This window comes from Nonomuraea sp. NPDC049784 (genome assembly GCF_040659615.1).
GTDB lineage: Bacteria > Actinomycetota > Actinomycetes > Streptosporangiales > Streptosporangiaceae > Nonomuraea.
Genome location: NZ_JBFAMX010000007.1, coordinates 14,229 through 38,236 on the forward strand (window position 1 = coordinate 14,229; position 24,008 = coordinate 38,236).

The following is a 24,008-nucleotide window of genomic DNA, read 5'->3' on the forward strand; positions in this document are numbered from 1 at the left end:
GGTAATCGTCCAAGGTGGGCTCGCGTAACGGCGGACGGTCGGTGAAGGGTCAGAGGCCGTTTCCTGGAGGGCCCTCAGCCGAAGTGCGGCGGGTGGCCTGACCAGGCGCAGCCGTAACGTATGGGCTTCTCGCCGTGTCTGGGCTTCTCAATGGGGCGGGCACGCAAAAGCCCCCTCCAATTCGGAGGGGGCTTTCACAAAGGCGGTCAGCCGGCGACGACCTCAATGTCCACAGAGGCAGACACCTCGGGGTGGAGCTTGACGGTGACGCGGTGCGAGCCGACGCTCTTGATCGGGTTGACGATCTCGATGCGGCGGCGGTCGAGGATCGGGCCGCCGGCGGCCTTGACGGCGTCGGCGATGTCGCCCGTGGTGATCGAGCCGAACAGGCGGCCCGACTCGCCGGCGCGCGTGGTCAGGCGCACGCGCAGGGCGCCGATCTGGCCCGCGACCTCCTTGGCGGTGCCGAGGTCGCGGATCTCGCGGGCGTCGCGAGCCTTCCTGATGGTCTCGATCTGCTTCTCGGCGCCGCGCGTCCAGCGCATGGCGTAGCCGCGCGGGATGAGGTAGTTACGGCCGTAGCCGTCCTTGACCTCGACGACGTCGCCAGGGGTGCCGAGGCCGGAGACCTCGTTGGTGAGGATGAGCTTCATATCGACAGGCCTCCTTTAGCGCGCGGTGCTCGTGTAAGGCAGCAGGGCCACCTCACGCGCGTTCTTGATCGCGGTCGCCACGTCGCGCTGGTGCTGGGTGCAGTTGCCCGTCACCCGGCGCGCACGGATCTTGCCGCGGTCGGAGATGAACTTCCGCAGCAGGGCCGTGTCCTTGTAGTCGACGTAGGAGATCTTGTCGTGGCAGAACAGGCAAACCTTCTTCTTGGGCTTGCGCAGTGCCGGCTTTGCCATCGTGGTGCTCCTTTCAGAGCCCCGCCTTCCGGGCGGGAATGGACTCGGGCTTGTGGACAGGTTTTAGAAAGGCGGTTCGTCGCTGAAATCGCCGCCGCCGCCGCTGAAGCCGCCGCCGCTCTGCTGGCCGCCGCCGAAGCCGCCACCTCCGCCGCCGCCATAACCGCCGCCGCCCTGGGGCGCGGCGGGCGTCGCGGAGGCCCACGGGTCGTCGGCCGGACCGCCGCCGAAGCCGCCGCCACCGCCACCACCCTGGCGGGAGGTGCGGTTGACCTTGGCGGTGGCGTTACGCAGAGACGGGCCGACCTCGTCGACCTCGACCTCGTAAACGGTGCGCTTCTCGCCTTCCTTGGTCTCGTAAGACCGCTGCTTGAGCCGCCCCTGCACGATGACCCGCATGCCGCGCTGCAGGCTCTCGGCGGCGTTCTCCGCCGCCTGCCGCCACACGTTGCAGGTCAGAAAGAGGCTCTCGCCATCCTTCCACTCGTTGGTCTGTCGATCCATGAACCGCGGAGTGGATGCGATGCGGAATCGAGCCACCGCTTGCCCCGTCGGGGTGAAGCGCAGCTCCGGGTCGTCGACGAGGTTGCCGACGATGGTGATTACGGTGTCGCCTGCTGCCATGGCTAGCGCTCGCCTTCCTGCACGCCTTCGCTTGGGTTACGGCTCAGAGTACGGGGCTTCCCCGACAAAAAGCCGGGAGTTAGTGCACGTCCGGACGCAGGACCTTGGTGCGCAGGATGCCCTCGTTGAGGTTCATCTGCCGGTCGAGCTCCTTGACCGTCGCGGGCTCCGCGGACAGGTCGATGACGGCGTAGATGCCTTCCGACTTCTTGTCGATGTCGTAGGCGAGACGGCGACGGCCCCAGACGTCGACCTTCTCCACGGTGCCGCCGTCGTTGCGGACCACGGTGAGGAACTGGTCGAGGGACGGCGCGACAGTGCGCTCATCGAGCGAAGGGTCCAGGATGACCATTACTTCGTAACGACGCATGCGGGACTCCAACCTCCTCTGGACTCTTGCGGTCACGACACTCTGCCGTGACAGGAGGACGCTGACGTCTGTGCCCGGGCGCCCCTTTCGGCACCTCGGGGCGATGGTTCACCCATCACAACGCAGCGTGCCTAGGTTACCAGCCGCGAGTACGTGGGAAGGCCTTTAGGAAACCTAGGGGGTGGTGGCAGTGCCACACGTGCTTCAGCCCTCCGAGAGGGAGCGGTTCAGGCTCACGCTCAACACCGACGGACAGTCTCACCCTGTGGAAAACGCCCTATCCGTGGCCGCGCTGGTGTGCGGTGTGGTGGCTTTCGTCTCGACGTTCTGGGTATCCGCGCATGTGATCTCGTCGTGGTTCGGCACGCTCGGTTTCGGCGTGGGTCTCTATTCCCAGTACCTATCGGCAACCACGCCACAGCGCACGCTCAACATCATCGGCCTCGTGGGGTCGTTCGTGGGGGCCGCCCTCGGCATCGCCCACGGCGGTTTCCTTCCCCATCCATGAGGAACGGCCCCGGCGTCCGTCTCCGGGGCCGTTCGATATGTGGCTCACCTGCCGATGTGCAGGTCTATCCCGAGCAGGACCAGGAACCAGAGGAACACCGCCAGCAACGCCTCGGCGACGTCCCTGAGCAGTCCGGGGGTGATGTAGTGGTACACCCAGGCCACGTAGAGCCCGATCACGACGTAAATCAATAAGATCAGCGCTCGCCAGCGCCAGCGTGCCATGTCGCTTCTCCTCGCGTAGGGGGCGCCAGCCGACTGCCCTGACGCGCTCTCGGCAAACCGCGCTTCGCCGCTCATGCAGGCCGTAAGCTCGGGGACTATGGTGCGCATCGGAGCTCATGTCGGACAGGACGACCCCGCCGCTCACGCCGCGGAGGTAGGGGCCGAGGTGGTGCAGTTCTTCCTCGGCGATCCCCAGGGTTACGACAAGCCGGTGCTGCCCGCCAAGCCGGTCGAGGGCGTCGACATCTACATCCACGCTCCTTACCTGGTCAACGTGGCCACCACCAACAACCGCATCAGGATCCCCAGCCGCAAGCTGCTCGAGCAGCACCTCAAGGCGGCCGCGGGCCTCGGCGCCAAGGGCCTGATCGTGCACGGCGGCCACGTCAACAAGAGCGACGACCCGCAGGTGGGGTTCGACAACTGGCGCAAGGTGTTCGAGCGGATGGAGTGCCCGATCCCCGTGCTGATCGAGAACACCGCGGGCGGCGGCAACGCGATGGCGCGCAAGCTGGAGCGCATCGCCCGGCTCTGGGACGCGCTCGACGGGTTCGACGTGGGCTTCTGCCTCGACACCTGCCACGCCCACGCGGGTGGCGAGGAGCTGGTCGACCTGGTCGAGCGGGTCAAGGCCATCACCGGACGGATCGACCTGGTCCACTGCAACGACTCGCGCGACGACTTCGACTCCGGCGCCGACCGCCACGCCAACCTGGGCAAGGGGAAGATCGATCCCGAGCTGATCCTGGCGGTCTGCCGGGCGGCCGGCGCGCCGATCGTGGTGGAGACGCCCGCCGAGGGCCAGGCGAACGACATCGCGTTCCTGCGGAAGAACCTCCAGTAAATACACACAGCCTGTGGATAACTTCCCTGGATTACCCAGACGAAGAAGCGGGTATAGAAATCAGCCCGCCCACGCGCTGCTCAGGAAACGTCCCGCGTTGAGCAGCATCAGCGGCCCGCAGATCAGCGCGTACCCGGCGATCGCCCACGGCTTCCTGGTCCCGACCTTCGCGACCAGCACCCAGAGCGGAAACCACAGCAGCAGCGAGCGCGGGATCGACAGGTAGTACGCCGACGTCATCAGCGCCGCCGCCTGCAGCCCCGTATAGACGAGCTCGCTCCACCTGCGCAGCAGGAGCAGCCAGGCCAGCACCGCGAACGCCACCACTGCACCGGCGATCTCCATGCGGAAGGCCACGGCGAAGTCGTCGGAGCCCATGGCCGAGCGCCAGGTGGTCTTCCACGCATCCCACGGCCACGCGAAGTCGCGCCCCCACCCGGCCTCCTGCGCGTGCTTCCAGGCCAGCCAGTCGCCCGACCGGCTGTAGTGGTAGTACGAGTACGCCACCAGCGGCACGAAGGGCACGGCCAGCCACCCGGCCCGTCGGACGGGCTCCCTGCTGGCGAAGAACTCCACGACGAGCGCGACCGCGAGAAACAGCCCCGTGATCCGCACGCACGAGGCCCCAGCCGCGAGCAGCGCGGCAGCGGACCAGAGCCCCTGCCTGGCGGCCAGCCACGCCGGGATCGCGAAGGCCAGGAAGAGCGACTCGCTGTAGCCCGCCGCCAGGAACACCGCCATCGGGAAGAGCAGCAGCGCCAGCACCGCCATCCAGCCGGACGCGCCTTCCATCTCGGCCAGCCGGGCCAGCGCCACCATGGCCACCGCCCCGGCGACCAGCGAGATCAGCAGCCCGGCCGCCGACCAGTCCGGCACGAGGACGTGCACAGCCCGCAGCACCACCGGGAACCCGGGAAAGAACGCGGGCAACCCATCGTCCACCGGCTTGCCGGGCTCGCCGTCGTAGCCGTACTGCGCGATCGTGATGAACAGCCCGGCGTCCCACTGGCGCCACTTGGCGGCGTACGTGCCCAGCGCCGTCCCGAGCAGCGTCGCCACGAGCAGCCCGGCCCGCGAGCCGAACCAGAGCAGCAGCGCGTCCCGGCCGGCCGAGCGGGTGATCATCGGACGACGGACGCCAGCGTGAACCGGTCAGGAGCGTCGTCGAAGACGCCGCCCGCCTGGTCGTCGATGTCGGCTTGGCGCACCACGTCCTTGTCGGGCCGGAGAATGTCCCGCACGACGAACGCCATCATGATCCCGATCGTGATGATCCGTCCCCAGACGGCGGTGTAGTACGTGTCGTCACCGATGCCCAGGTCGCTCCTGCTGAGCGGCGGCTGGGCGAGCAGGTAGAGCCAGATGGCGGCGAAGTACCAGACCTCGGCGAGCTGCCACAGCGCGAGCGGCTTCCAGTTGGGCCTGGCCAGCACGGCGAACGGCACCAGCCAGAGCACGAACTGCGGTGACCATACCTTGTTCGTCATCATGAACGCGGCCAACGCCAGGAAGCAGACCTGCACCAGCCTGGGCCGGCGCGGCGCGGCCAGGGTGAGCACGGCGATGCCCAGGCACAGGATGGCCAGCGCGGCCATGCCGAGCGTGCTCACGTCGCCCTCGCCGAGGATGGGCCACCCTTTGTTCTGGAAGAACAGCCACGGCGAACCCCAGTCGACCCCACGCTCCTGGGAGAAGACGTAGAACCTGCGCCAGCCCTCCCACGCGAAGACCATGAACGGCACGTTGACCACGAGCCACGTGCCCGCCGTCGAGGCCAGCGTGACCAGGAACGGCCGCCATCGCCCGGTACGCCACGTGAGCAGGAACAACGCGCCGACGAACATCAGGGGGTAGAACTTGGTCGCGATGGCGAGCCCCAGCAGCACCCCGGCCAGCACCTGCCTGCGCCGCCCCCAGGCCAGCAGCATGCCCATCGACAGCGCGCCCGCGACCAGGTCCCAGTTGATGTAGGCGGCCAGCACCACGGCGGGCGAGATGGCGTACCAGAGCGCGTCCCAGCGCCGCGTCGGCCCGGCCACCGCGGCCATCAGCAGGACGCCGACGACCAGGCACAGGCCGAGCAGGATGACCGTCAGGTCGTAGAACCTGACGGCCTGCACGACCTTGTCCGGCGAGAGCGCCCTGGCGATCCAGCTGATCACCTGCATGACCTCGCCCAGCACGACCGGATACTCGACCTGCTTGTCGAACGGCACGTGAGCGAAGTAGGGGTTCTGCGTCGCCAGCTCCCTGTCGAAGTACAGGGGGTAGATGTCGGTGTAGCAGAAGTTCGTGTACGTCGAGACCTGGTCGTTCCAGCCGCCGCTCCGGCACGGCAGGCGCACCACGTACGCGAGGATCGCCCCCATGGTCGCGATCACTACCAAGGGGAGGTACGGCACGGCGCGCGCCACCAACGGGACGCGCACCTCCGTGCTCGTCACTGGTCCTCGGGTCGTGCCAACGAGGTCCACCCCGTGGACCTCGGCTCAGGCAGCCGGCCGCCACCGTTGCCGTGACCGTTGCCGTTGCCGATGCCGTTGTTGCCGCCGGCCACGTCGCCATTGGGGGTCTGCGGGAACCCGGGATCGCCGCCGCCGTCGTCGGCGGTGGGCTCTTCGGTGGGGGTCGCGTTGTCGTCGCACGGGCCCACGAGGCAGTCCTGGTTGCCCTGGTCGTTCAGCGGGTCGTCCCCCGTGTCGAACGGGTTGTCCGCACTCGGCTTCGGTGTGGGCGTCGGGCTCGGCACGATGTTCTCGGGCAGCCCGACCTCGGCCTTCTTCGGGAACTGCTCGATCGGCAGGCCCTCGTGGGCGAGCAGCATGAACTTCTGCCAGGTGGCCGTGGGCGGACCGGCGCCCTCGAAGCCAAGGGACACCTCGTATGCCCTCGAGTAGGGCTTCGCCGCGCTGTACTTCGTGCTCGGCTTGCCGAGGGGGGTGCTCGGGCAGCTGGCGTTGATGGGCTGAACGACCTTGCCCGTCTTAGTCCTGCACTCCTCGCGGTAGAACCCGACCGCGGCCGAGATCTGCGGCGTGTAACCGACGAACCAGGCTTCCTTCTCGTCGTTGTTGGTGCCGGTCTTGCCGGCGGCCGGGCGGTTGCCCAGACCCTTGCCCGCCGCGGTGCCGCTCCGCAGCACCTCCTGCATGGCGACCGTGGAGTCGGCGGCCACCCCGGGATCGATGACCTGCTTGGAGGCCCGCTGCTCACCGTAGACGACCTGGGTGCCCTGCTTGACTTCCTGCACCACGTGGTACTTGGTGTACTTGCCGCCGTTGGCGAAGATGGAGTAGCCGGCGGCCTGCTCGACCGGCGTCACCAGGGCGCTGCCGATGGCGAACTGGAAGCTGTGCTCATCGACGTCGGCTTCCATGCGCTGCTGGTTGAACCCGGCCGACTCGACGAGGTTCTTCACGTCACCGAGTTGCCCCGGCAGCTTGTAGGCCATCGATACGAACGCGGTGTTGACCGACTGGGCGGTGGCCTTGATCACATCGATGGACCTGCCGACGTTGTGGCTGTTCCTGATGCCTTCCTTCTGGATGCCGGGGATCTCCTTCGGCACCGTCTCGTTGCCAGGCACGTAGCTCTTGAGCGAGTAGCCGGCCTGCAGCCAGGCCGCCAGCACGTACGGCTTGAACGCGGACGCGGCCTGCTTCTTGGCGTCGAAGGGCTCGTTGAACGAATCCTTGACGTAGTTGCTGCCGCCGTAGAACGCCAGGATCCGGCCGTTCTTCGGGTTAACGGCGGCCAGCCCCGCGTGGTACTCCTTGCTCATGCTGGACGTCGTGCTGGTCACCGCGGTCTTCGCGGCCTGCATGAGCTTCCTGTCGAAGGTGGAGACGATGTGGTAGCCGCCGCTCCTGACCGCGTCGGGGGTGAGGCCGCGCTGCTTCAGCTCCTCGAGCACTTGGACCACCATGTAGCCCTTGAGGCCGCCGAGCTCGTTGGCGTTGTCGCCCTTGTAGATCTTGGGGAACTTGGCGGTCTTCGGGAGGTTGCCGTACCTGTCGGGCCACTGCTGGGCCATGTACTGAATGACAGTGCTCCAGCGGCTCTTGAGCGCAGGATCGTCGGGCGCCCAGCTAGGCCGCTGGATGCGCGCGGCGAGGTAGGCGCCCTGCTCGGCCGTGAGCTTCGCGGCGCTCGCGTTGGGGCCGAAGTACGCCTTCGCGGCGGCCTCGACACCGTACGCACTGCCGAAGGGGATGGTGTTCAGGTAGTTTTCCAGGATCTGGTCCTTGGTCAGCGTCTCGTCGAGCTTGACCGCGACGAAGATCTCCATGACCTTGCGCTTGATGGACACTTCCTGGCTGAGGCCGTCGTAGTAATTACGGGCCATCTGCTGGGTGATCGTCGAGGCGCCCTGCCGCTGCTGCCCGGTCGCGGTCATCCAGACCGCGCGGAACATGCCGGAGATCGAGATGCCGGAGTCCTCGTAGAACGTATTGTTCTCGATGGCCACCGCGGCGTCCCTGACCGTCTGGGACATCTTCGAGATCGGGACGATCTCGCGCTTCGTGCCGAGATTGGCGATTACGTTCTTGCCGTCCCTGAAATAGATGGTGCTCTGCTGGGCGAGCGCGTCGGACTTGGCCTGGTTGGCGGTCGGCACCGGCGTGTTGGCGTACGCCACCATGATCATGCCGAAGAGGCCGGCCGCGAGCACCACGAACCCGGCCACGACGATCTTCCAGCTCGGCACGAACCTGCGCCAGCCGCCCTTGCCGCCCTTCTTGGTCGGCGGTCCCGGCGGCTCCGGCGGCTCGCCGTCGCCCCGCCTGCGCGAGCGCCGCGGCGCGTCGCTGACGAGCGTCTCCTGGTTACTCACCGTGCGCGCGTCCTGCCGGGCGCGCGAGCGCGGCGGCGGCTGGTCGCCGCGCCTGGGAGGTTCGTCGTACGGCTGCGCGGCCATGGCGCCGGTCTGCTCGTAGGCGGCTTCCGGACGACGCCCAGGCTGCGCCGCTCCCCAGCCCGACTCGCCGGTTTGCGGTGCGGAATCCTGGGGCACAGAACGGGATGAGCTGGAGCGACGGCGCCTTCCCGGGCGGCCGGTCCCCTCGTTCATGCTGTTACTCACACGTCCTCGCATCGTCGTCGGAACATAAACGGCGGTTGGGCGTGAAGTTCTCGCCGCCCTCGGTCATCACGCTTGGCCAGCGGGTTCAGGCGGTCCGTTGCCAAGGATGTACGAAACCGTCAGGTGGTTCCAGGAACAACCTTGGCAGACCTCGACCACGTACACCCGGAACTCATCGTAATCATGGGCCATTGCGGCGAGTTCTGACGCGACCTTTGCCTGACCGGCATGCCGTCCGAGCGAATCGCCGTAGACATACGTCACGTTGGTGACGTTCTCCTTCTCGCAGACCGGGCAGAGGCGTTCGGTCGGCTCGCCGAAATAGCGCGCCGCGCGAAGGAGGTAGGGCTGTGCGTCACAGACGTCGCCGCGGGCGGCTCGCCCCGCGCGCAGGGATCGGACCACCGCCCGTTTCGCCAGGCCGTAATCCACCACCCTTCTCTGTGACCACATGAGCGCCAGACTACGGCGTTTTGCGACTCCATCCCAACGGGTTGGCAGATTCATAGATTGCAGCCATATAGCGGTGCGACGTATCCTCGGGATGTATCGGCTCGATACATCCATGCGAGAGGAGGCGGTTTCCGGTGGCCGGCGGACAGGGCAGGGTCTTGGAACTGGCCGTGCTCGGGTCGCTGCACGAGACTCCGCTACACGGCTATGAGCTGCGCAAACGGCTCAACGCCCTGCTGGGGATGTTCCGCGCTTTCTCCTACGGTTCGCTGTATCCCTGTCTGCGGTCGCTTCTGACTCAAGGCCTCATCGCGGAGGAGCAGCCCGCTCCCGCCACGATCGTCGGCGGCAGATCGAAGATCGTTTACAAGCTGACCGCGGAGGGCAAGGAACGGCTGCAGGAGCTGCTGACACAGGCCGGTCCTTCCGCCTGGGAGGACGAGAGCTTCGGTGTGCACTTCGCGTTCTTCCGCCACACCGAGGCCGAGGTGCGCCTGCGCATTCTCGAAGGACGCCGTAGCCGGTTGGAGGAGCGGCTCGACGCGGTGCGCACGGCGCTGGCGCGCACCAGGGAGCGCCTCGACAGTTACACGCTCGAGCTGCAGCGCCATGGGCTCGAGTCGGTCGAGCGCGAGGTGCGCTGGCTGAACGAGCTGATCGCAACTGAGCGTCGGGCCTCGTCAGAGGAGGGGCCCGAAAGAGATACCACGTCAACTGATGAGTAAGGGAGCGAGTGCGATGGGTTCGGTTCGCGTGGCCATTGTCGGTGTCGGCAACTGCGCGTCGTCGCTGGTCCAGGGCGTTCACTACTACAAGGACGCCGACCCGGACACACGGGTCCCGGGCCTGATGCACGTGAAGTTCGGCGACTACCACGTCGGCGACGTCGAGGTCGTCGCGGCGTTCGACGTGGATGCGAAGAAGGTCGGCCGCGACCTGTCGGAGGCGATCGTCGCCAGCGAGAACAACACGATCAAGATCTGCGACGTGCCGCCCACCGGGGTGACCGTCCAGCGCGGCCATACCTTCGACGGCCTGGGCGAGTACTACCAGGAGATCATCGAGGAGTCCGACGAGGCTCCCGTCGACGTGGTCCAGGTGCTCCGCGACAACCAGGTCGACGTCCTGGTCTCCTATCTGCCGGTGGGCTCGGAGGAGGCGGACCGCTTCTACGCGCAGTGCGCCATCGACGCCCGCGTGGCGTTCGTGAACGCGCTGCCGGTCTTCATCGCCTCGGACCCCGTGTGGGCGGAGAAGTTCACCGAGGCCGGGGTGCCGATCGTCGGTGACGACATCAAGTCACAGGTCGGGGCCACGATCACGCACCGCGTGCTGGCCAAGCTGTTCGAGGACCGCGGGGTGGAGCTGCTGCGCACGTACCAGCTCAACTTCGGCGGCAACATGGACTTCATGAACATGCTGGAGCGGAAGCGGCTCCAGTCCAAGAAGATCTCCAAGACGCAGTCGGTCACCTCGCAGATCCCACACGAGATGGGCAAGGCCGACGTGCACATCGGGCCGTCGGACCACGTGCCGTGGCTGGACGACCGTAAGTGGGCGTACGTGCGGCTCGAGGGGCGGTCGTTCGGCGACACGCCGCTGAACCTGGAGTACAAGCTGGAGGTCTGGGACTCGCCCAACTCGGCGGGGATCATCATCGACGCGGTCCGGGCCGCCAAGATCGCCCTCGACCGGGGGATCGGAGGGCCCATCCTGTCGGCTTCCTCGTACTTCATGAAGTCGCCGCCGCGGCAGTACTCGGACGACGAGGCTCGGGACTACGTCGAGAAGTTCATCCGGGGCGAAGTCGACCGCTGACCCCCCTGATACGGCGCCGCGCCCTCGGTCTGGGGTGCGGCGCCGTCCCTTTTGCCCGGCCTACGGGCGTGCCGCAGGGGGCAGCTCGGACGGCGAGGCAGGGTGCCACGCCATCGGGTCGGACCCCAGCTCGTCCAGCAGCGGCACCTGCTCCCGGCACCAGGGCGAGATCGCCAGCAGCCCGTTCATGACCCCCTCGGCGAACTCCTTCCACGGCATCCACCGCGTCTCCCCCACCTCCTCGGGGTTGGGCACGACGGGCGAGGACACCGTGGCGCGGTAGACCGGGCAGAGCTCGTGCTCGACGATCCCGTTGGCCATGACGGCGCGGTAGGCGAAGGTCGGCAGCATCAGGTCGACGCTCTCCACAGTGAGCCCCAGCTCGTAGGAGAGCCGGCGCGCGACCGCCCGGTCCACCGGCTCGCCCGGCAGCGGGTGGCCGCAGCAGCTGTTGGTCCAGATCCCCGGCCACGTGACTTTGTGGTCCGCCCGCCTGGTGAGCAGCACGCGGCTGTCGTGATCGAAGACGTAGCTGGAGAACGCCAGATGCAGGGGCGTCTCACGACCGTGCACCTCGGACTTGGGCGCGGTGCCGAGTGCGTTGCCGTCACCGTCAACCAGCACAACGTGTTCCTCAATCGTCACGCTATGAAGCGTACGAGATCATGGGGACCGCTCGGAACCCATGGACCGCATGCGGCGCCAACATCTCCCGCATTCAGGCGACGTGCGGAGGACTAGGCTTGCGGCGTGTCGTTTGTCGCCGACCTACGCGTCGTCCTGCGGGGCAATGATTTCCGGCGGTTGTTCGCCACCCGGTTGATCTCCCAGTTCTCCGACGGGATCTTCCAGTTCGGCGTGGCCGGGTTCGCCTTCTTCAGCCCCGAGAGCCAGACGACGGCGCTCCAGGTGGCCGCCGGGCTGGCCGTGCTGCTGCTGCCGTACAGCCTGCTCGGGCCCTTCGTGGGCGTGTTCATCGACCGCTGGTCGCGGCGGCAGATCCTGGTGGTGGCGCCCATCGTGCGCGGCGCGCTCCTGCTGGTCGCGGCGGCGCTGGTCGCCGCCGACGTGCCCGATCCGGTGTTCTACGCGGCGGCGCTCGCCGTGCTCGGGGTCAACAGGTTCTTCCTGTCAGCGCTCGGCGCGTCGCTGCCGCACGTGGTGCCGCCGGACCGGCTGATGGCGGCCAACGCGGTCACGCCCACCTCCGGCACCGTGGCGACGTTCGTGGGCGTGGGCCTCGGGTTCCTGCTGCGCGAGGTGTTCGGCGGCAACGACCCGGGCGTCGCGCTGCTGCTGGTGACCTCCGGCGTGGTGTTCGGGCTGAGCTCGCTGATGGCGCGGACGATGGGCCGCGACCTGCTCGGCCCGGAGTACGACACCAACAGGCCGCAGGCCCGCGAGGCCATGCGCAACGTGGTGGTCGGCCTGGTGGACGGCGCCAGACACCTGGTCCAGCGCCGCGTGGCCGTCGCCACCATGGGTGCGATGGCCGCGCACCGCTTCTTCTACGGCATGGCGACCGCGCTCGGCATCATCCTCTACCGCTACTACTTCACCGACGGCGACCCCGACGCCGCGCTGCGCGGGGTCGGGGTGGTGGTGGCCACGTCCGGCGTCGGCTACTTCCTCGCAGTGATCATCACCCCGTACGCGACCGAACGCTTCACGATCGAGCGCTGGGTGCCGATCGCGTTGTCGGCCTCCGGGGTGCTGACGGCCGCGCTGGTGCTGCCGTTCCAGGAGTGGGGGCTGCCGGTGGCCGGGTTCGTGCTGGGCGTGGCCGGGCAGAGCGTCAAGATCTGCGCCGACACCACAGTCCAGCGCGACGTCGAGGACATCTACCTGGGCCGCGCGTTCTCGATCTACGACATGCTCTTCAACGGCATGTACGTGCTCGCCGCGGCCCTGTCGGCGGCGATCCTGCCCGCAAACGGGAAGTCCTACCTCGCCGTCGTGATCATGTCGGTCGGCTACCCCCTGGCGGCGTTCGCGTACCGGATGATCATCCGGCAACGTCGTTCGACCGCGCCCACTCCGACAACGCCTCGGTAGCCGCCTCCTTGCCGATCAAGCCCTTGTCGAGCCTGAGCTCGAGCAGGAACTTGTAGGCCCGCCCCACCACCGGCCCGGGCCCGATGCCCAGGACGCGCTGGATCTCGTTGCCGTCGAGCTCGGGGCGGATCTTGGCCAGCTCCTCCTCCTCGGCGAGCTTGGCGATGCGCTCTTCGAGGTGATCGTAGGTGCGCGACAGCGCCGCCGCCTTGCGCTTGTTGCGCGTGGTGCAGTCGGCCCTGGTCAGCTTGTGCAGCCGGTCCAGCAGATGACCGGCGTCGCGCACGTAGCGGCGCACGGCGCTGTCGGTCCACTCCCCCGTGCCATAGCCGTGGAAGCGCAGGTGCAGCTCGACCAGCCGGGCGACGTCCCCCACCACGTCCTTGGGGAACTTCAGCTCGGTGAGCCGCTTCTTGGTCATCTGCGCGCCGACCACCTCGTGGTGGTGGAACGACACCCGTCCGCCCGTCTCGTGACGGCGCGTCTTCGGCTTGCCGATGTCGTGCAGAAGCGCCGCCCAGCGCAGGATCCGGTCGGGCTTGCCGTCCTCCTCCTGCGCGATGGCCTGGTCGAGCACGGTCAGCGTGTGCTCGTAGACGTCCTTGTGCCGGTGGTGCTCGTCGATCTCCAGGCGCAGCTTGGGCAGCTCGGGCACCACGTGGGCGGCCAGGCCGGTCTCGACGAGCAGCCGCAACCCCTCGCGCGGGTTGGCGCCGCAGATGAGCTTGTCGAGCTCGTCGCGGATGCGCTCGGCCGAGACGATCTCGATGCGCTCGGCCATCGCGGTCATCGCCGCCACGGCCTGCTCGTCCACGCGGAACCCGAGCTGCGAGGCGAACCTGGCGGCCCGCAGCATGCGCAGCGGGTCGTCGCCGAAGGACTGCTCGGGGGTGCCCGGCGTGCGCAGCACCTTGGCGCGCAGGTCGTCGAGCCCGCCGTAGGGGTCGACGAACTCGTGACCCGGCAACCGCACCGCCATCGCGTTGACCGCGAAGTCGCGCCGCTCCAGATCCTCCTCGAGCGTCTCGCCGTACATAACCTCGGGCTTGCGGGACTTCGGGTCGTACGACTCGCTCCGGTATGTCGTGATCTCGATCAGCCAGCTGCCCTTGCGCAGCCCCACGGTGCCGAAGTCGATCCCGATCGTCCAAACGGAGTCGGCCCAGTCCCTGACGATCTCCAGGACCCGCTCGGGGCGGGCGTCGGTGGTCAGGTCGAGGTCGTTGCCGATGCGGCCGAGCAGCAGGTCGCGTACGGGGCCGCCGACGAGGGCAAGCTCGTGCCCACGCGCGGCGAAGAGGCGGCCGAGCTCGTCGGCCACCGGCGCGATCTTGCGGAACAGGTCCGTCATGGCCCGCCGCTGGCTGTCAGTCAGAGTGATGTCGGACAAGCGGGTAGGTCCTTCTTGTGCTGCCGAAACATATCCCCCGAGCCACATCGGGTCGGGGTTACCGTCGGTCTTGGGACCGTCGGGGGCCATGGAACAAGGCAAGGAGGACTATATGAAGGACGCCCTCGCGATCCACCGCTGGCTCCTCGCACACCAGGTCCATCATGAGATCGTACGCCTTCCGCGTCCCATGACTTGCGCGGAAGATCTGCCCGAGGCGGTCTCCGCGGCGCCCGACAGGTGCCTGATGGTTACAGTGCTCGAAGTCGCCACGAGGGTCGGCCGCGAGGTCGTCATCGGATTCACCTCCCCCGTGTCGGCGCCGCCACCGCTGGGAGCCGTCGGCGGAGTACTGGGCGTGCGCCGGGTGCGATCGGCCCCGGCCCACGTGGTCAACGCGGCCACCGACTACGCGAGCGGGCTGGTGTGCCCGCTGCTCCTGCCGGAGTCGCTGCCCATGTTCATCGACGACCGGCTGCTGGACGACGACGATCCGGTCTACACGGCCACCGGCGAACGGCACACCGCACTCACCCTGCGCGCGCTCGACCTGTTGGCGCTCCTGCCAGGCAAGATGGTCGACCTCCGCGCGAAAGGATCACGTGAGGCGGTCGCGCGGCGGCACTGAACCCGTACCATTGCGGGCGTGCGTCGTCGTACTCCAGCTCGGGCATCCGCGTGATCCGTAAGGTCACGCTGCTCTCCGCGTTGCTCGCCTTCATCGTGGTGGCCACCGCGCCGGGCGCGGCTGCCACGAACACCGTGAAGGCGAGCAGGCAGACTCTGGCCCTGTCGATCTCGTCGATCTCGCCGGAGGCGCCGACCGCGCAGACCGATGTGATCAAGTTCACGGGCACGATCCGCAACGACACCGGGGTGCCGCAGTCCGCCCTGCGCGTACGACTGCGCTACACGGCGCAGAAGTTCACCGATCGCGTCACCATGGCCGCCTACCAGAACGACCAGAACCCCGCGACACTCCCGGGCAACGTCTCCGGCACCTCGGGTCTGGACATCCCGGCGCTGGCCGCCGGCGCCCAGGCGCGCTGGGAGTTCACCGCGACGCCCGTGCAGCTCGGCTACCGCTCGTTCGGGGTCTACCCGGTGGCCGTCGACGTGGCGCAGTACGGCGTGCCGATCACCACGTCGCAGCGCACGTACGTCACCTACGCGCCGCCCACGGTGCCGAAGCTGCCGCGCAACAAGCTCGCCATCGCCCTGCCCGTCATCGACCAGCCGCACCGGGCGACCGACGGCTCCCTGTTCGTGGACGACAAGCTGAGCCAGTCGGTCACCGGCAAGGGCCGGCTCGCCGATCTGGCTCGCATCGCCCAGTCGGCGCCCAAGAGCGTCACCTGGTTCGTCGAGCCGGGCCTGCTCGACGACCTGAATGCGATGAAGGGGAAGTACCAGGTCAAGACCAAGGACGACGTCCAGGACAAGCCGGCCAGCGCCGAGGCCGGGAGCTGGCTGACGACCATGCGCACCGCGCTGGCCGCCTCTCCGGTGTTCGCGGTCCCGTACGCCGATCCCGACGTGGCGGCGCTCGCGCACCAGGGGCTGGACGCGCAGCCCAGCAGGGCGATCGAGCTGGGCAAGCAGAAGGCCACGTCACTGCTCGGGCGAGAGGTCAAGACCAACGTCAACTGGCCGCCCGCGGGAGTGCTCGACGCCGACGCGCTGGACCTGCTCTCGGTCAGCAAGGACAAGGTCGACAAGGTCCTGCTCAACCCCACCAACCTGCCGCCGCAGCCGCCCGTGCCGTTCACGCCCGACGCCGCCACCACGCTCGAGTCGGTGAACGGGCCCGTCACCGCATTGGTCGCCGACACCGAGCTGAGCAAGCTGTTCGAGCCGGCGACCAGCACGTCGGTGCTGCTCAGCACGCAACGCTTCATCGCCGAGACCGCGATGATCGCCGCGGAGGCCGGCCAGACCTCGCCCAGGTCACTCGTCATCGCCCCGTCGCGCCGCTGGGACCCCAACCCGACGCTCGTCAGCGCGCTGATGAGGACCGCGGGCAGGCTGCCCTGGCTGCAACTGACCCCGCTGGAGTCGCTCAAGCCGACCAAGCTGGCCGTCCCGCGCGCCGGGCTGACCTACACCGAGCAGGACCGCAAGCAAGAGCTGACCTCGAAATACCTGACCCCGGTCAAGAACGTCAGCTCGCAGGCGCAGCTCACCTCTCTGATCACCGCCGACAAGACGCCGTCGAGCTTCGACGCGGCGGTGCTCAGGCTGACCTCGTCGGCCTGGCGCAACAACACCCGCGTGGGCCGCTCGGTGTACAAGCTGGTCAGCGCGGCGGTGAATGAGCGGATCGACAAGATCCAGATCACGGGAGCCGGTCCCGACCGGCCGCGCACGCTGGCGGGCAGCAACGGCGTGGTGCCGATCAGCGTGAAGAACTCGCTGACCGTGCCCATCGTCCTCTACATCGACGTCACCTCCAACAACCCCGAGCTGTTGCAGGTCAACTTCCCGCCGACGGAGCCGCTGTCGATCGGCGGCGGGCAGAGCGGCACGGTCCAGGTGCCGATGAGCGCCGCCACCGGCGGCAGCGGCGACGCGACGGTTACCGTGCAGCTCAAGACCGCCGACGGCCAGCCGTACGGCAAGCCGCAGCGGCTGACCATCCGCACGACCGGCTACACCGGGATCGCCTCGGTGATCGTGGGCGCCGCGCTGACCGTGATGCTCGCCGCCGTGGTGACGCGGGTGCTGCGGCGCAGGTCGGAACGGAAGGCCGCGCGCGCAGCCAAGACCCGGGAGAGTGAGACCGTATGAGCCGCATGCTTCGGGCCAGCGCCATCATGGCAGCGGGCACGATGGTGTCCAGGGTCACGGGGTTCGTGCGGACCATGGTGCTGGCCTACGCCATCGGCACGGCCGCGCTGGGCGACTCCTACAACGCGGCGTACGCGATCCCGTACAGCATCCTCGACCTGCTGCTCCTCGGTGTGCTGAGCAGCGTCGTGGTGCCGATGATCGTGCGCGCGCAGCAGCAGGACGCCGACGGCGGCCGGGCGTACGAGCAGCGGCTGCTGACGATCTCCGCGGTGGCGCTGATCGTGGTCGCGGTGGTGGCGGTGTTCGCCGCGCCGCTGCTCATCGACCTCTACACCGACTGGGCTCCGGACAGCCCCAAATACGAGGCCGCGGTCACGCTGGCCCGCTTCATCCTGCCGCAGCTCGCCTTCTTCGGCGTGGGCGCGGTCGCGGGCGCCATCCTCAACACCCGTGACCGCTACGGCGCCCCCATGTGGGCTCCGGTGGTCAACAACCTGGTCGTCATCTGCGTGTTCCTGGTCTACGCCATGACGGGCGGGGGCAACGACGTCGCGAACACCGACACCGGCGATCTGGCGCTGCTCGGCCTGGGCACCACAGCGGGCATCGTGGCCCAGGCGGCCATCCTGATCGTCGCGCTCAAGCGGGTCGGGTTCTCCTTCATGCCCCGCTTCGACGTGCGCAATGCCCGGCTGGGCGAGATGGGCAGGGCCGGCGTCTGGACGATCGGCTACGTGATCGTCACCCAGCTCGGCTTCATGCTGACCACCAACCTCGCCAGCGCGGCGGGAGACGCGGTGCCGGGCCACGGCATCAGCCCGTACACGCTGGCGTTCCAGCTCTTCCAGCTCCCGTACGGAGTCATCGGCGTCTCGGTGATCACCGCCATGCTGCCCAGGATGAGCCGGGCCGTCGGCGAAGGCCGCTTCGACGACGTGCGCAGCGAGTTCGGGTCGAGCGTGCGGCTGATCTGCTCTCTCATGGTGCCGGTGTCGCTGCTGCTCATGGTGCTCGGTCCGGCGATCACCGTGCCCATCTACGGCCATGGCGCCAACAGCGTGGCCGACGCTGTCTACATCGGCAACGTGTTGCAGGTGTACGGCCTCGCGCTGGTGCCGTTCGCGCTGTTCCAGCTGCTGCTGCGGGTCTTCTACAGCTTCGGCGACACCCGCACGCCGGTGTTCATCGGCGCGGGCACGACCGCGGTCAACGCGGTGCTCATGGTGGTGTTCAACGTGCTGCTGCCGGCCCGTTACGTTGTGATGGGGCTGGCGCTCGCGTACGCCGTCGCGTACGCGCTGGGCGCGCTCGGGGCGTGGTGGCTGGCCAGCCGCCGGGTCCGAGGGCTGGGCGGCTGGTCCATCGGCATGGCACTGACCAGGATGTACCTCGCGGCCATGCCCACCGCCGTGTTGGCTCTGGCGGCGGTCTGGGTAGTCACGGGGGTGTTCACCGGGCTAGGGTTCGTCAACTCCCTGATCGTGCTGGCCGTCGGCGGAGGCCTGGGATTGCTGCTCTATCTCGGCGTCGCCCACAGAATGCGCATCCCGGAGGTCAATTCCATCGTTGGGATGGTCGCGGGGCGGGTAGGCCGGTAAAGAACGCGGGCCGAATCCACTCGGCACTACCATGGAGCCCGACACGCGCGAATGGAAGCAGGAGGGGCGTGGGCGGATCCACCCGGCATAGCGTGCCTTCGTGGGACACCACCACGCAGGTGATTCGAGTCATGAGCACGCCCGATCGGCCAAGCGGAGTGAGCCAGTGAGCACGTCGGCCGTCGAACCCGGCACCCGTCTGGCCGAGCGCTTCCGGCTCGAGGACCGCGTCAGCGAGTCCGACGGCGCCACGCTGTGGAAGGCCATCGACGAGATTCTCGCGCGGCCCGTGGCCGTCCACACTTTCTCTCCCGACTTCCCCCGCGTCCACGAGGTCGTCACGGCCGCGCGCGCCGCGAGCAGGCTGACCGACCCACGCCTGACGCAGGTGTTCGACGCCGCGGAGGACGACAAGGCCGCGTACGTCGTCAGCGAGTGGGTCACCGGCGAGTCGCTGACCGACCTGCTCGCCTCCGGCCCGCTGGAGCCCGAGCGGGCGGCCGGGTTGGTGGCCGAGGCCGCGGAGGCGCTCGCCCACGCCCACGAGGCGCGGCTCTACCACCTGTGCCTGCGCCCCTCCCACCTGGTGTGGACGACCGGCAACACGGTCAAGGTGCTCGGTGTGGCCGTCGACGCGGCGCTGGCCGGGCTCACCACCGACCAGCCGGCGCTCGACGACGCCGAGGGCCTCGGCCGGCTGCTGTACGCCGGGCTGACCGGGCATTGGCCGGGCGACGAGGAAGAGGGCGGGCTGCCCGCGGCCCCCATGACCGACGGCCACTTCTGCTCGCCCCGCCAGGTCACCGCCGGTGTGCCGAGCTACCTCGACACGGTCACCGTGCGCGCGTGCCTGCCCGAGTCCCGTAGGGGCCAGGGCGCGCTGGCCAGCCCGTCCGACGTGGCCGAGGCGCTGGCCGGCGTGGCCAGGCCCATGCCGATCCCGATCTCCTACCCCTCGACCCCCGCGGTGGCCTCCGCCTCCCACACCGAGGGCCTGGACATCGCACACCGCCAGCAGCTCACGGTTCCGCCGCTGCCGCCCGCGCCCCACCGCTCGCAGAACGGCGGCGGCAGCGCGCTCAACCGGGTGCTCATGACGGTGGTCGTGCTGCTCGTCATCGCGGCCGTCGGCGTCGGCGCCTGGACGATCGGCCGCAGCCTGGGCAGCCCGACCACGCCCGAGGCGAAGGGCACCGGCCCCAGCACCTCCACGTCGGCCTCGGCCGAGGCCCAGGTCGTCAAGCCGAAGAAGGCACAGGGGTTCGACCCGCTCGGCGACAAGGATGAGAAGTCCGATATCGCCAATCTGGCCATCGACGGCAAGCCGGGCACCCTGTGGAAGACGGAGAGCTACACCAGCGCTGACCTGGGCAACCTCAAGGAGGGCGTCGGCCTGCTGCTCGACATGGGCAAGTCCATGCAGATCAGTGATGTGGCCGCTACGCTGTCCGATGCTCCGGGTGCGACCGTCGAACTCAAGGTGGGCGACTCGCCCGACCTGGGCTCGCTGAAGACGGTGGCGACCGAGAAGAACGCGGCAGGCAAGACCACGCTGACCCCTGATCAACCGGCAACCGGTCAGTACGTTTTGATCTGGTTTACTCGTGTTCCGGCAGATGCGGGCAACTTTCATGGCACCATCTATGAAGTAGTGGTGCACTCTCCCGGATCGGCATAACCAGGAATCCCTCTTGTGAACTCCCCACCCGAGACACCCTCAGCAGCGGAGCGGCCGGCGGTCACAGACGCCGAGCTGCTGACCGCGCATATCAACGGGGATCCACACGCCTTCAGCGAAATCGTCAAGAGGCACCGCGATCGCATGTGGGCGGTCGCCCTGCGTACGCTCGGTGACCCCGACGAGGCCGCCGACGCCGTGCAGGACGCCTTCGTCTCCGCCTACCGCAAGGCCGCCACGTTTCGCGGCGAGGCTGCCGTCACGACGTGGCTCCACCGGATCGTGGTCAACGCCTGCCTCGACAGAATGCGCCGTAAATCGGTCAGGCCCGTCGCGGACGACGAGCTGATCGAGGCCGCCGAGCGCGAGTCCCCGCTGCCTGACCAGACCCTCGAGCGCGAGGTCTCGATGGAGGTTTCGGCCGCACTCAAACTGCTGCCCAGCGACCAGCGGGCGGCGCTGGTGCTCGTCGACATGATGGGCTATTCGGTCGAAGACGCAGCTCAGGTGCTCCAAGTGCCGAGCGGAACGGTGAAGAGCAGGTGCGCGCGGGGGCGCGCGAAACTTGCCCCAATTCTTTCGCATCTGCGGAACCGAACGGACCTCAATCGCGTCTCATCCGCGAAGGGAGCAGAACTTCGTGACGGGTGATACGCACTACGATCTGGAAATCCTGGCCGAACTGGCCGAGGGTCTCCTAGACGTCGGCACGGCGCGCCAGGTCCGCGAGCATCTCGCGGTCTGCGACCCCTGTGGGGAGCTACTGGCAGACCTGGCGGCGGTTCGCGAGGTGCTCGCGGCGACCCCCACACCGGCCATGCCGATGGGCGTCGCACTGCGCATCGACAAGGCCCTGGCCGCCGAGGCGGAGTCCAGGCGAGGAGGTGTCGGCCTCGCGGAAGCACCTGACTGGGATGAGCTCATGCGGGACGCCCCATGGGAGCGGCCGGTCGAGGTGGCCACTGAAGAAGCCCCCGAACCGGTACGTCTCGGCGTCGTCTCCGACGCCGGCACGATCGTCCCGGCCAAGCGCAGAGCTTCGCGGCGGCGCCGGTGGGCGATGCCCGCGATCGCGGCCGCGGCGGCCGCCGCCGTGGTGGGCGGAGTCGTGGCCTCGAGCAGCCTGCTCTTGGGCGCCGGCGGTGGCACCAGGGCTCCGAGCGGTGGCGTAGAGGCGCATTCCGCGCCCCCGACCACGCCCGCGACCCCCTCCAGGGTCGGCCAGCGGGCCAAGTCCTACGCGCTCACCGACAGCGGCCACAACTACAGCGACCAGGACCTGCGCCAGCCGCTCGAAGGCATGTTCGGCTTCCAGCGCATGGTGCTCGACGGCTCCGACGACGCCGGCAAGGTCGACAAGTGCGTGGGCCGGGTGGCGAGCCGGTCGAAGCTGCCGACGTACGCGGTCGACCAGGGCCAGTACAACGGTCAGGAAGCCCTGATCGTGGCCTCTTGGAAGGACAAGGCCACCCAGAGGTTGCGCATCGACATCGTCGACCCGTTCAACTGCAAGAACCTCCGTAGGCCCGCCCTGGGCCACTGGTAGGCAAAGCACGCGTTCAGAGCCCGCCTAGGCGGGCTCTTTCGCTGTGTACAGGCGTTGTGTGTAGGGCAGGGAATCACGGCGGCCTAGGATCTGTTGTCGCCGGTGCAACAGCAGACGAGGAAGGCGTGGAGCGTTGAGCGACGTTCGTAACGTGATCATCATAGGATCCGGCCCAGCTGGCTACACCGCGGCCGTCTACTCCGCGCGCGCCGAGCTCAAGCCGCTGATCTTCGAAGGCTCCGTCACGGCGGGGGGTGCGCTCATGAACACCACCGACGTGGAGAACTTCCCGGGTTTCCCCGACGGCATCATGGGCCCCGACCTCATGGACAACCTGCGCAAGCAGGCGGAGCGGTTCGGTGCCGAGCTGGTGGCCGACGACGTGGTCGAGGTGGACCTGGAGGCGAACCCCAAGGTCGTCAAGACCCACACCGACACCTACTACGCCAAGTCCGTCATCCTGGCGATGGGCTCCGGCTATCGGGAGCTCGGCCTTCAGAACGAGAAGCGCCTGTCGGGGCACGGCGTGTCCTGGTGCGCGACCTGTGACGGCTTCTTCTTCCGCAACAAGGACATCGTGGTGGTCGGCGGTGGCGACACGGCGATGGAGGAGGCCACGTTCCTCACCAGGTTCGGCCGCATGGTGACGGTGGTGCACCGCCGCGACTCGCTGCGGGCCAGCAAGATCATGCAGGAGCGGGCGTACGCGAACGAGAAGATCCGCTTCGTCTGGGACTCCGAGGTCGTCGACGTACTCGGCGACACCCATGTCGAGGCCGTGAAGCTGCGCAACGTCAAGACCGGCGAGGAATGCGAGCTGGCCACTGACGCGTTGTTCCTGGCCATCGGGCACGATCCGCGTACCGAGCTGGTCAAGGGGCAGATCGATCTCGACGATGACGGCTACGTCAAGGTGGCCTCGCCGTCCACGGCGACCAACATCGACGGCGTGTTCGCCGCGGGAGACGTCGTCGACCACACCTACCGCCAGGCCATCACCGCGGCCGGCACCGGCTGCGCGGCCTCGCTCGACTCCGAGCGCTGGCTGGCCAACACCGAGAAGTAAGGAGCGCACCGTGAAGGCTGTCACCGACGCCTCTTTCGAAGCTGACGTCCTCAAGAACGACAAGCCCGTGCTGGTCGATTTCTGGGCGGAGTGGTGCGGCCCGTGCCGTCAGGTCGCGCCCATCCTCCAGGAGATCGCCAACGAGCACGGCGACAAGCTGGAGATCGTCAAGCTCAACATCGACGAGAACCCGGAAGTGCCGCGCCAGTACGGTGTGCTCCAGATCCCGACGATGAACGTCTACAAGAACGGAGAGGTCGTGAAGCAGATCATCGGCGCCAAGCCGAAGGCCATGCTGCTGCGCGAGCTCGACGGCATCATCTAGTCCGCTCTCCCGCGGCGCGCGCCTGGCCCCCGCCCTTGGCGGGGGGCTTTCGCGTTGTACGGCCCTGAGCGGTCGTCAGACGGGACGTAGCGCGCGTTCTGGACTCATGGAGCCTAGGAGGCGCTCCAAAGCCACCTCGACGTCCTCACGCCACGAGACGGCGGTCTTGAGTTCCAGCCGGAGCCGCGGAAACCGCAAATGGGGACGAACAGTCTTAAAACCAACAGAAAGCAAGTATTCCGCCGGAACTACGCAACTAGGCTCTTCCCACTTGAGGTCGCCAAAAGCTTCAATGGCTTTCACTCCGCGCCTGGTCAGGTCTTTGGCCACGCCCTGAATGAGCATTCGCCCCAGCCCGCCACCCGAGAACTCCGGAATGATGTGCGCCGTCATGAGCAGCACCGCGTCGGCGCTGACCGGCGAAGTGGGGAAGGCCACGGAACGAGGGCTGTAGAGCGGCGGGCTGTAGAGCACGAACCCCGCAGGGACCCCGTCGACATACAGGATTTTCCCGCAGCTGCCCCACTCGAGCAGTGTGCCGGAGATCCAGGCCTCCTTCTCCAGCCCGGGATCGCCTGACTCGACCGCCCGCTCCCCGCTGACCGGATCGAGCTCCCAGAACACGCACCGACGGCAGCGCCGCGGCAGATCTTCGAGATTGTCCAGGGTTATGTTGACCAGCCGGCGCGACAACTACGGCCCCCTGTCGTTGACCCGGAAAAGCGCGCGAA

25 protein-coding genes are annotated in these 24,008 nt (G+C 68.1%); 13 read left to right on the forward strand and 12 right to left on the reverse strand.

Going from position 1 to position 24,008, the window contains the following annotated elements:
* Positions 1-206: 206 nt before the first annotated feature.
* The 4 genes from rplI to rpsF all read right to left on the reverse strand — a co-directional run bounded on the left by rplI (position 207) and on the right by rpsF (position 1,899).
* On the reverse strand, positions 207-653 hold the full coding sequence (gene rplI / locus AB0J09_RS03465; protein ID WP_360684417.1) for a 50S ribosomal protein L9: 447 nt from the start codon (positions 651-653) through the stop codon (positions 207-209).
* A gap of 15 nt (positions 654-668) precedes the next feature.
* The gene (gene rpsR / locus AB0J09_RS03470) at positions 669-905 is read right to left on the reverse strand and encodes a 30S ribosomal protein S18 (RefSeq protein ID WP_020543048.1); all 237 of its coding nucleotides are present in this window, start codon (positions 903-905) and stop codon (positions 669-671) included.
* 63 nt (positions 906-968) lie between these two features.
* On the reverse strand, positions 969-1,529 hold the full coding sequence (locus AB0J09_RS03475; protein WP_360684421.1) for a single-stranded DNA-binding protein: 561 nt from the start codon (positions 1,527-1,529) through the stop codon (positions 969-971).
* A gap of 79 nt (positions 1,530-1,608) precedes the next feature.
* Positions 1,609-1,899 carry a 30S ribosomal protein S6 gene (rpsF, locus tag AB0J09_RS03480; RefSeq protein ID WP_026214314.1) on the reverse strand — a complete coding sequence of 97 codons (291 nt, stop codon included), beginning with the start codon at positions 1,897-1,899 and terminating at the stop codon, positions 1,609-1,611.
* 283 nt (positions 1,900-2,182) lie between these two features.
* On the opposite strand from rpsF, the gene AB0J09_RS03485 reads away from it, so the two are divergent.
* Positions 2,183-2,407: a hypothetical protein gene (locus AB0J09_RS03485; RefSeq protein WP_360684424.1), complete on the forward strand. Its 225-nt coding sequence runs from the start codon at positions 2,183-2,185 to the stop codon at positions 2,405-2,407.
* A 44-nt stretch (positions 2,408-2,451) separates the two neighbouring features.
* Here AB0J09_RS03485 and AB0J09_RS03490 read toward each other — a convergent pair whose 3' ends face one another.
* Positions 2,452-2,631, reverse strand: a complete 180-nt coding sequence (locus AB0J09_RS03490) for a hypothetical protein (RefSeq protein WP_360684427.1) — start codon at positions 2,629-2,631, stop codon at positions 2,452-2,454.
* A 97-nt stretch (positions 2,632-2,728) separates the two neighbouring features.
* On the opposite strand from AB0J09_RS03490, the gene AB0J09_RS03495 reads away from it, so the two are divergent.
* A complete protein-coding gene (locus AB0J09_RS03495) occupies positions 2,729-3,475 on the forward strand; it encodes a deoxyribonuclease IV (RefSeq protein ID WP_360684430.1) in 747 nt (248 codons plus the stop codon).
* A 60-nt stretch (positions 3,476-3,535) separates the two neighbouring features.
* On the opposite strand, the gene AB0J09_RS03500 is transcribed toward AB0J09_RS03495, so the two are convergent.
* The 4 genes from AB0J09_RS03500 to AB0J09_RS03515 all read right to left on the reverse strand — a co-directional run bounded on the left by AB0J09_RS03500 (position 3,536) and on the right by AB0J09_RS03515 (position 9,065).
* The gene (locus AB0J09_RS03500; RefSeq protein WP_360684433.1) at positions 3,536-4,600 is read right to left on the reverse strand and encodes a mannosyltransferase family protein; all 1,065 of its coding nucleotides are present in this window, start codon (positions 4,598-4,600) and stop codon (positions 3,536-3,538) included.
* Positions 4,597-5,919 (reverse strand): glycosyltransferase 87 family protein, encoded by a 1,323-nt coding sequence (locus AB0J09_RS03505; RefSeq protein ID WP_360684436.1) that lies wholly within the window; start codon positions 5,917-5,919, stop codon positions 4,597-4,599. Before AB0J09_RS03505 ends, AB0J09_RS03500 begins: the two co-directional genes overlap by 4 nt.
* The gene (locus AB0J09_RS03510) at positions 5,916-8,489 is read right to left on the reverse strand and encodes a transglycosylase domain-containing protein (protein ID WP_360684439.1); all 2,574 of its coding nucleotides are present in this window, start codon (positions 8,487-8,489) and stop codon (positions 5,916-5,918) included. Before AB0J09_RS03510 ends, AB0J09_RS03505 begins: the two co-directional genes overlap by 4 nt.
* A gap of 135 nt (positions 8,490-8,624) precedes the next feature.
* Entirely contained in the window at positions 8,625-9,065 is a 441-nt protein-coding gene (locus tag AB0J09_RS03515; protein ID WP_360684442.1) for a DUF5318 family protein, read from the reverse strand.
* 80 nt (positions 9,066-9,145) lie between these two features.
* On the opposite strand from AB0J09_RS03515, the gene AB0J09_RS03520 reads away from it, so the two are divergent.
* Together AB0J09_RS03520 and AB0J09_RS03525 are read left to right on the forward strand one after the other, a co-directional pair.
* Positions 9,146-9,736: a PadR family transcriptional regulator gene (locus AB0J09_RS03520; protein WP_360684445.1), complete on the forward strand. Its 591-nt coding sequence runs from the start codon at positions 9,146-9,148 to the stop codon at positions 9,734-9,736.
* Between the two features lie 13 nt (positions 9,737-9,749).
* On the forward strand, positions 9,750-10,829 hold the full coding sequence (locus tag AB0J09_RS03525) for an inositol-3-phosphate synthase (protein WP_360684448.1): 1,080 nt from the start codon (positions 9,750-9,752) through the stop codon (positions 10,827-10,829).
* A 60-nt stretch (positions 10,830-10,889) separates the two neighbouring features.
* Here AB0J09_RS03525 and idi read toward each other — a convergent pair whose 3' ends face one another.
* The gene (idi, locus tag AB0J09_RS03530) at positions 10,890-11,474 is read right to left on the reverse strand and encodes an isopentenyl-diphosphate Delta-isomerase (RefSeq protein ID WP_360684451.1); all 585 of its coding nucleotides are present in this window, start codon (positions 11,472-11,474) and stop codon (positions 10,890-10,892) included.
* A gap of 105 nt (positions 11,475-11,579) precedes the next feature.
* Here idi and AB0J09_RS03535 point away from each other — a divergent pair, with 105 nt between their 5' ends.
* On the forward strand, positions 11,580-12,884 hold the full coding sequence (locus tag AB0J09_RS03535) for an MFS transporter (RefSeq protein ID WP_360684453.1): 1,305 nt from the start codon (positions 11,580-11,582) through the stop codon (positions 12,882-12,884).
* On the opposite strand, the gene AB0J09_RS03540 is transcribed toward AB0J09_RS03535, so the two are convergent.
* The gene (locus AB0J09_RS03540) at positions 12,835-14,235 is read right to left on the reverse strand and encodes a CCA tRNA nucleotidyltransferase (protein WP_360684619.1); all 1,401 of its coding nucleotides are present in this window, start codon (positions 14,233-14,235) and stop codon (positions 12,835-12,837) included. The two genes, AB0J09_RS03535 and AB0J09_RS03540, sit on opposite strands and share 50 nt — an antisense overlap.
* A gap of 151 nt (positions 14,236-14,386) precedes the next feature.
* On the opposite strand from AB0J09_RS03540, the gene AB0J09_RS03545 reads away from it, so the two are divergent.
* From AB0J09_RS03545 to trxA, 8 genes are all read left to right on the forward strand, one after another.
* Positions 14,387-14,902, forward strand: a complete 516-nt coding sequence (locus AB0J09_RS03545) for a YbaK/EbsC family protein (RefSeq protein ID WP_360684457.1) — start codon at positions 14,387-14,389, stop codon at positions 14,900-14,902.
* 50 nt (positions 14,903-14,952) lie between these two features.
* A complete protein-coding gene (locus AB0J09_RS03550; RefSeq protein ID WP_360684460.1) occupies positions 14,953-17,061 on the forward strand; it encodes a DUF6049 family protein in 2,109 nt (702 codons plus the stop codon).
* Positions 17,058-18,662 carry a murein biosynthesis integral membrane protein MurJ gene (gene murJ, locus AB0J09_RS03555; protein WP_360684463.1) on the forward strand — a complete coding sequence of 535 codons (1,605 nt, stop codon included), beginning with the start codon at positions 17,058-17,060 and terminating at the stop codon, positions 18,660-18,662. Before AB0J09_RS03550 ends, murJ begins: the two co-directional genes overlap by 4 nt.
* Before the next feature lie 166 nt (positions 18,663-18,828).
* The gene (locus AB0J09_RS03560; RefSeq protein ID WP_360684466.1) at positions 18,829-20,340 is read left to right on the forward strand and encodes a protein kinase family protein; all 1,512 of its coding nucleotides are present in this window, start codon (positions 18,829-18,831) and stop codon (positions 20,338-20,340) included.
* Positions 20,341-20,355: 15 nt separating this feature from the next.
* Positions 20,356-20,991, forward strand: coding sequence for an RNA polymerase sigma factor SigM (gene sigM / locus AB0J09_RS03565; RefSeq protein ID WP_360684469.1), 636 nt, complete (start codon positions 20,356-20,358; stop codon positions 20,989-20,991).
* Complete coding sequence (locus tag AB0J09_RS03570) at positions 20,981-21,886, forward strand: zf-HC2 domain-containing protein (protein ID WP_360684472.1); 906 nt, start codon at positions 20,981-20,983, stop codon at positions 21,884-21,886. The genes sigM and AB0J09_RS03570 overlap by 11 nt, the downstream gene beginning before the upstream one ends.
* A gap of 133 nt (positions 21,887-22,019) precedes the next feature.
* Positions 22,020-22,952, forward strand: a complete 933-nt coding sequence (gene trxB / locus AB0J09_RS03575) for a thioredoxin-disulfide reductase (RefSeq protein ID WP_360684475.1) — start codon at positions 22,020-22,022, stop codon at positions 22,950-22,952.
* Between the two features lie 10 nt (positions 22,953-22,962).
* A complete protein-coding gene (gene trxA / locus AB0J09_RS03580) occupies positions 22,963-23,277 on the forward strand; it encodes a thioredoxin (protein ID WP_360684478.1) in 315 nt (104 codons plus the stop codon).
* Positions 23,278-23,352: 75 nt separating this feature from the next.
* Here trxA and AB0J09_RS03585 read toward each other — a convergent pair whose 3' ends face one another.
* Positions 23,353-23,970 (reverse strand): GNAT family N-acetyltransferase, encoded by a 618-nt coding sequence (locus AB0J09_RS03585; RefSeq protein WP_360684481.1) that lies wholly within the window; start codon positions 23,968-23,970, stop codon positions 23,353-23,355.
* Positions 23,971-24,008: the final 38 nt, after the last annotated feature.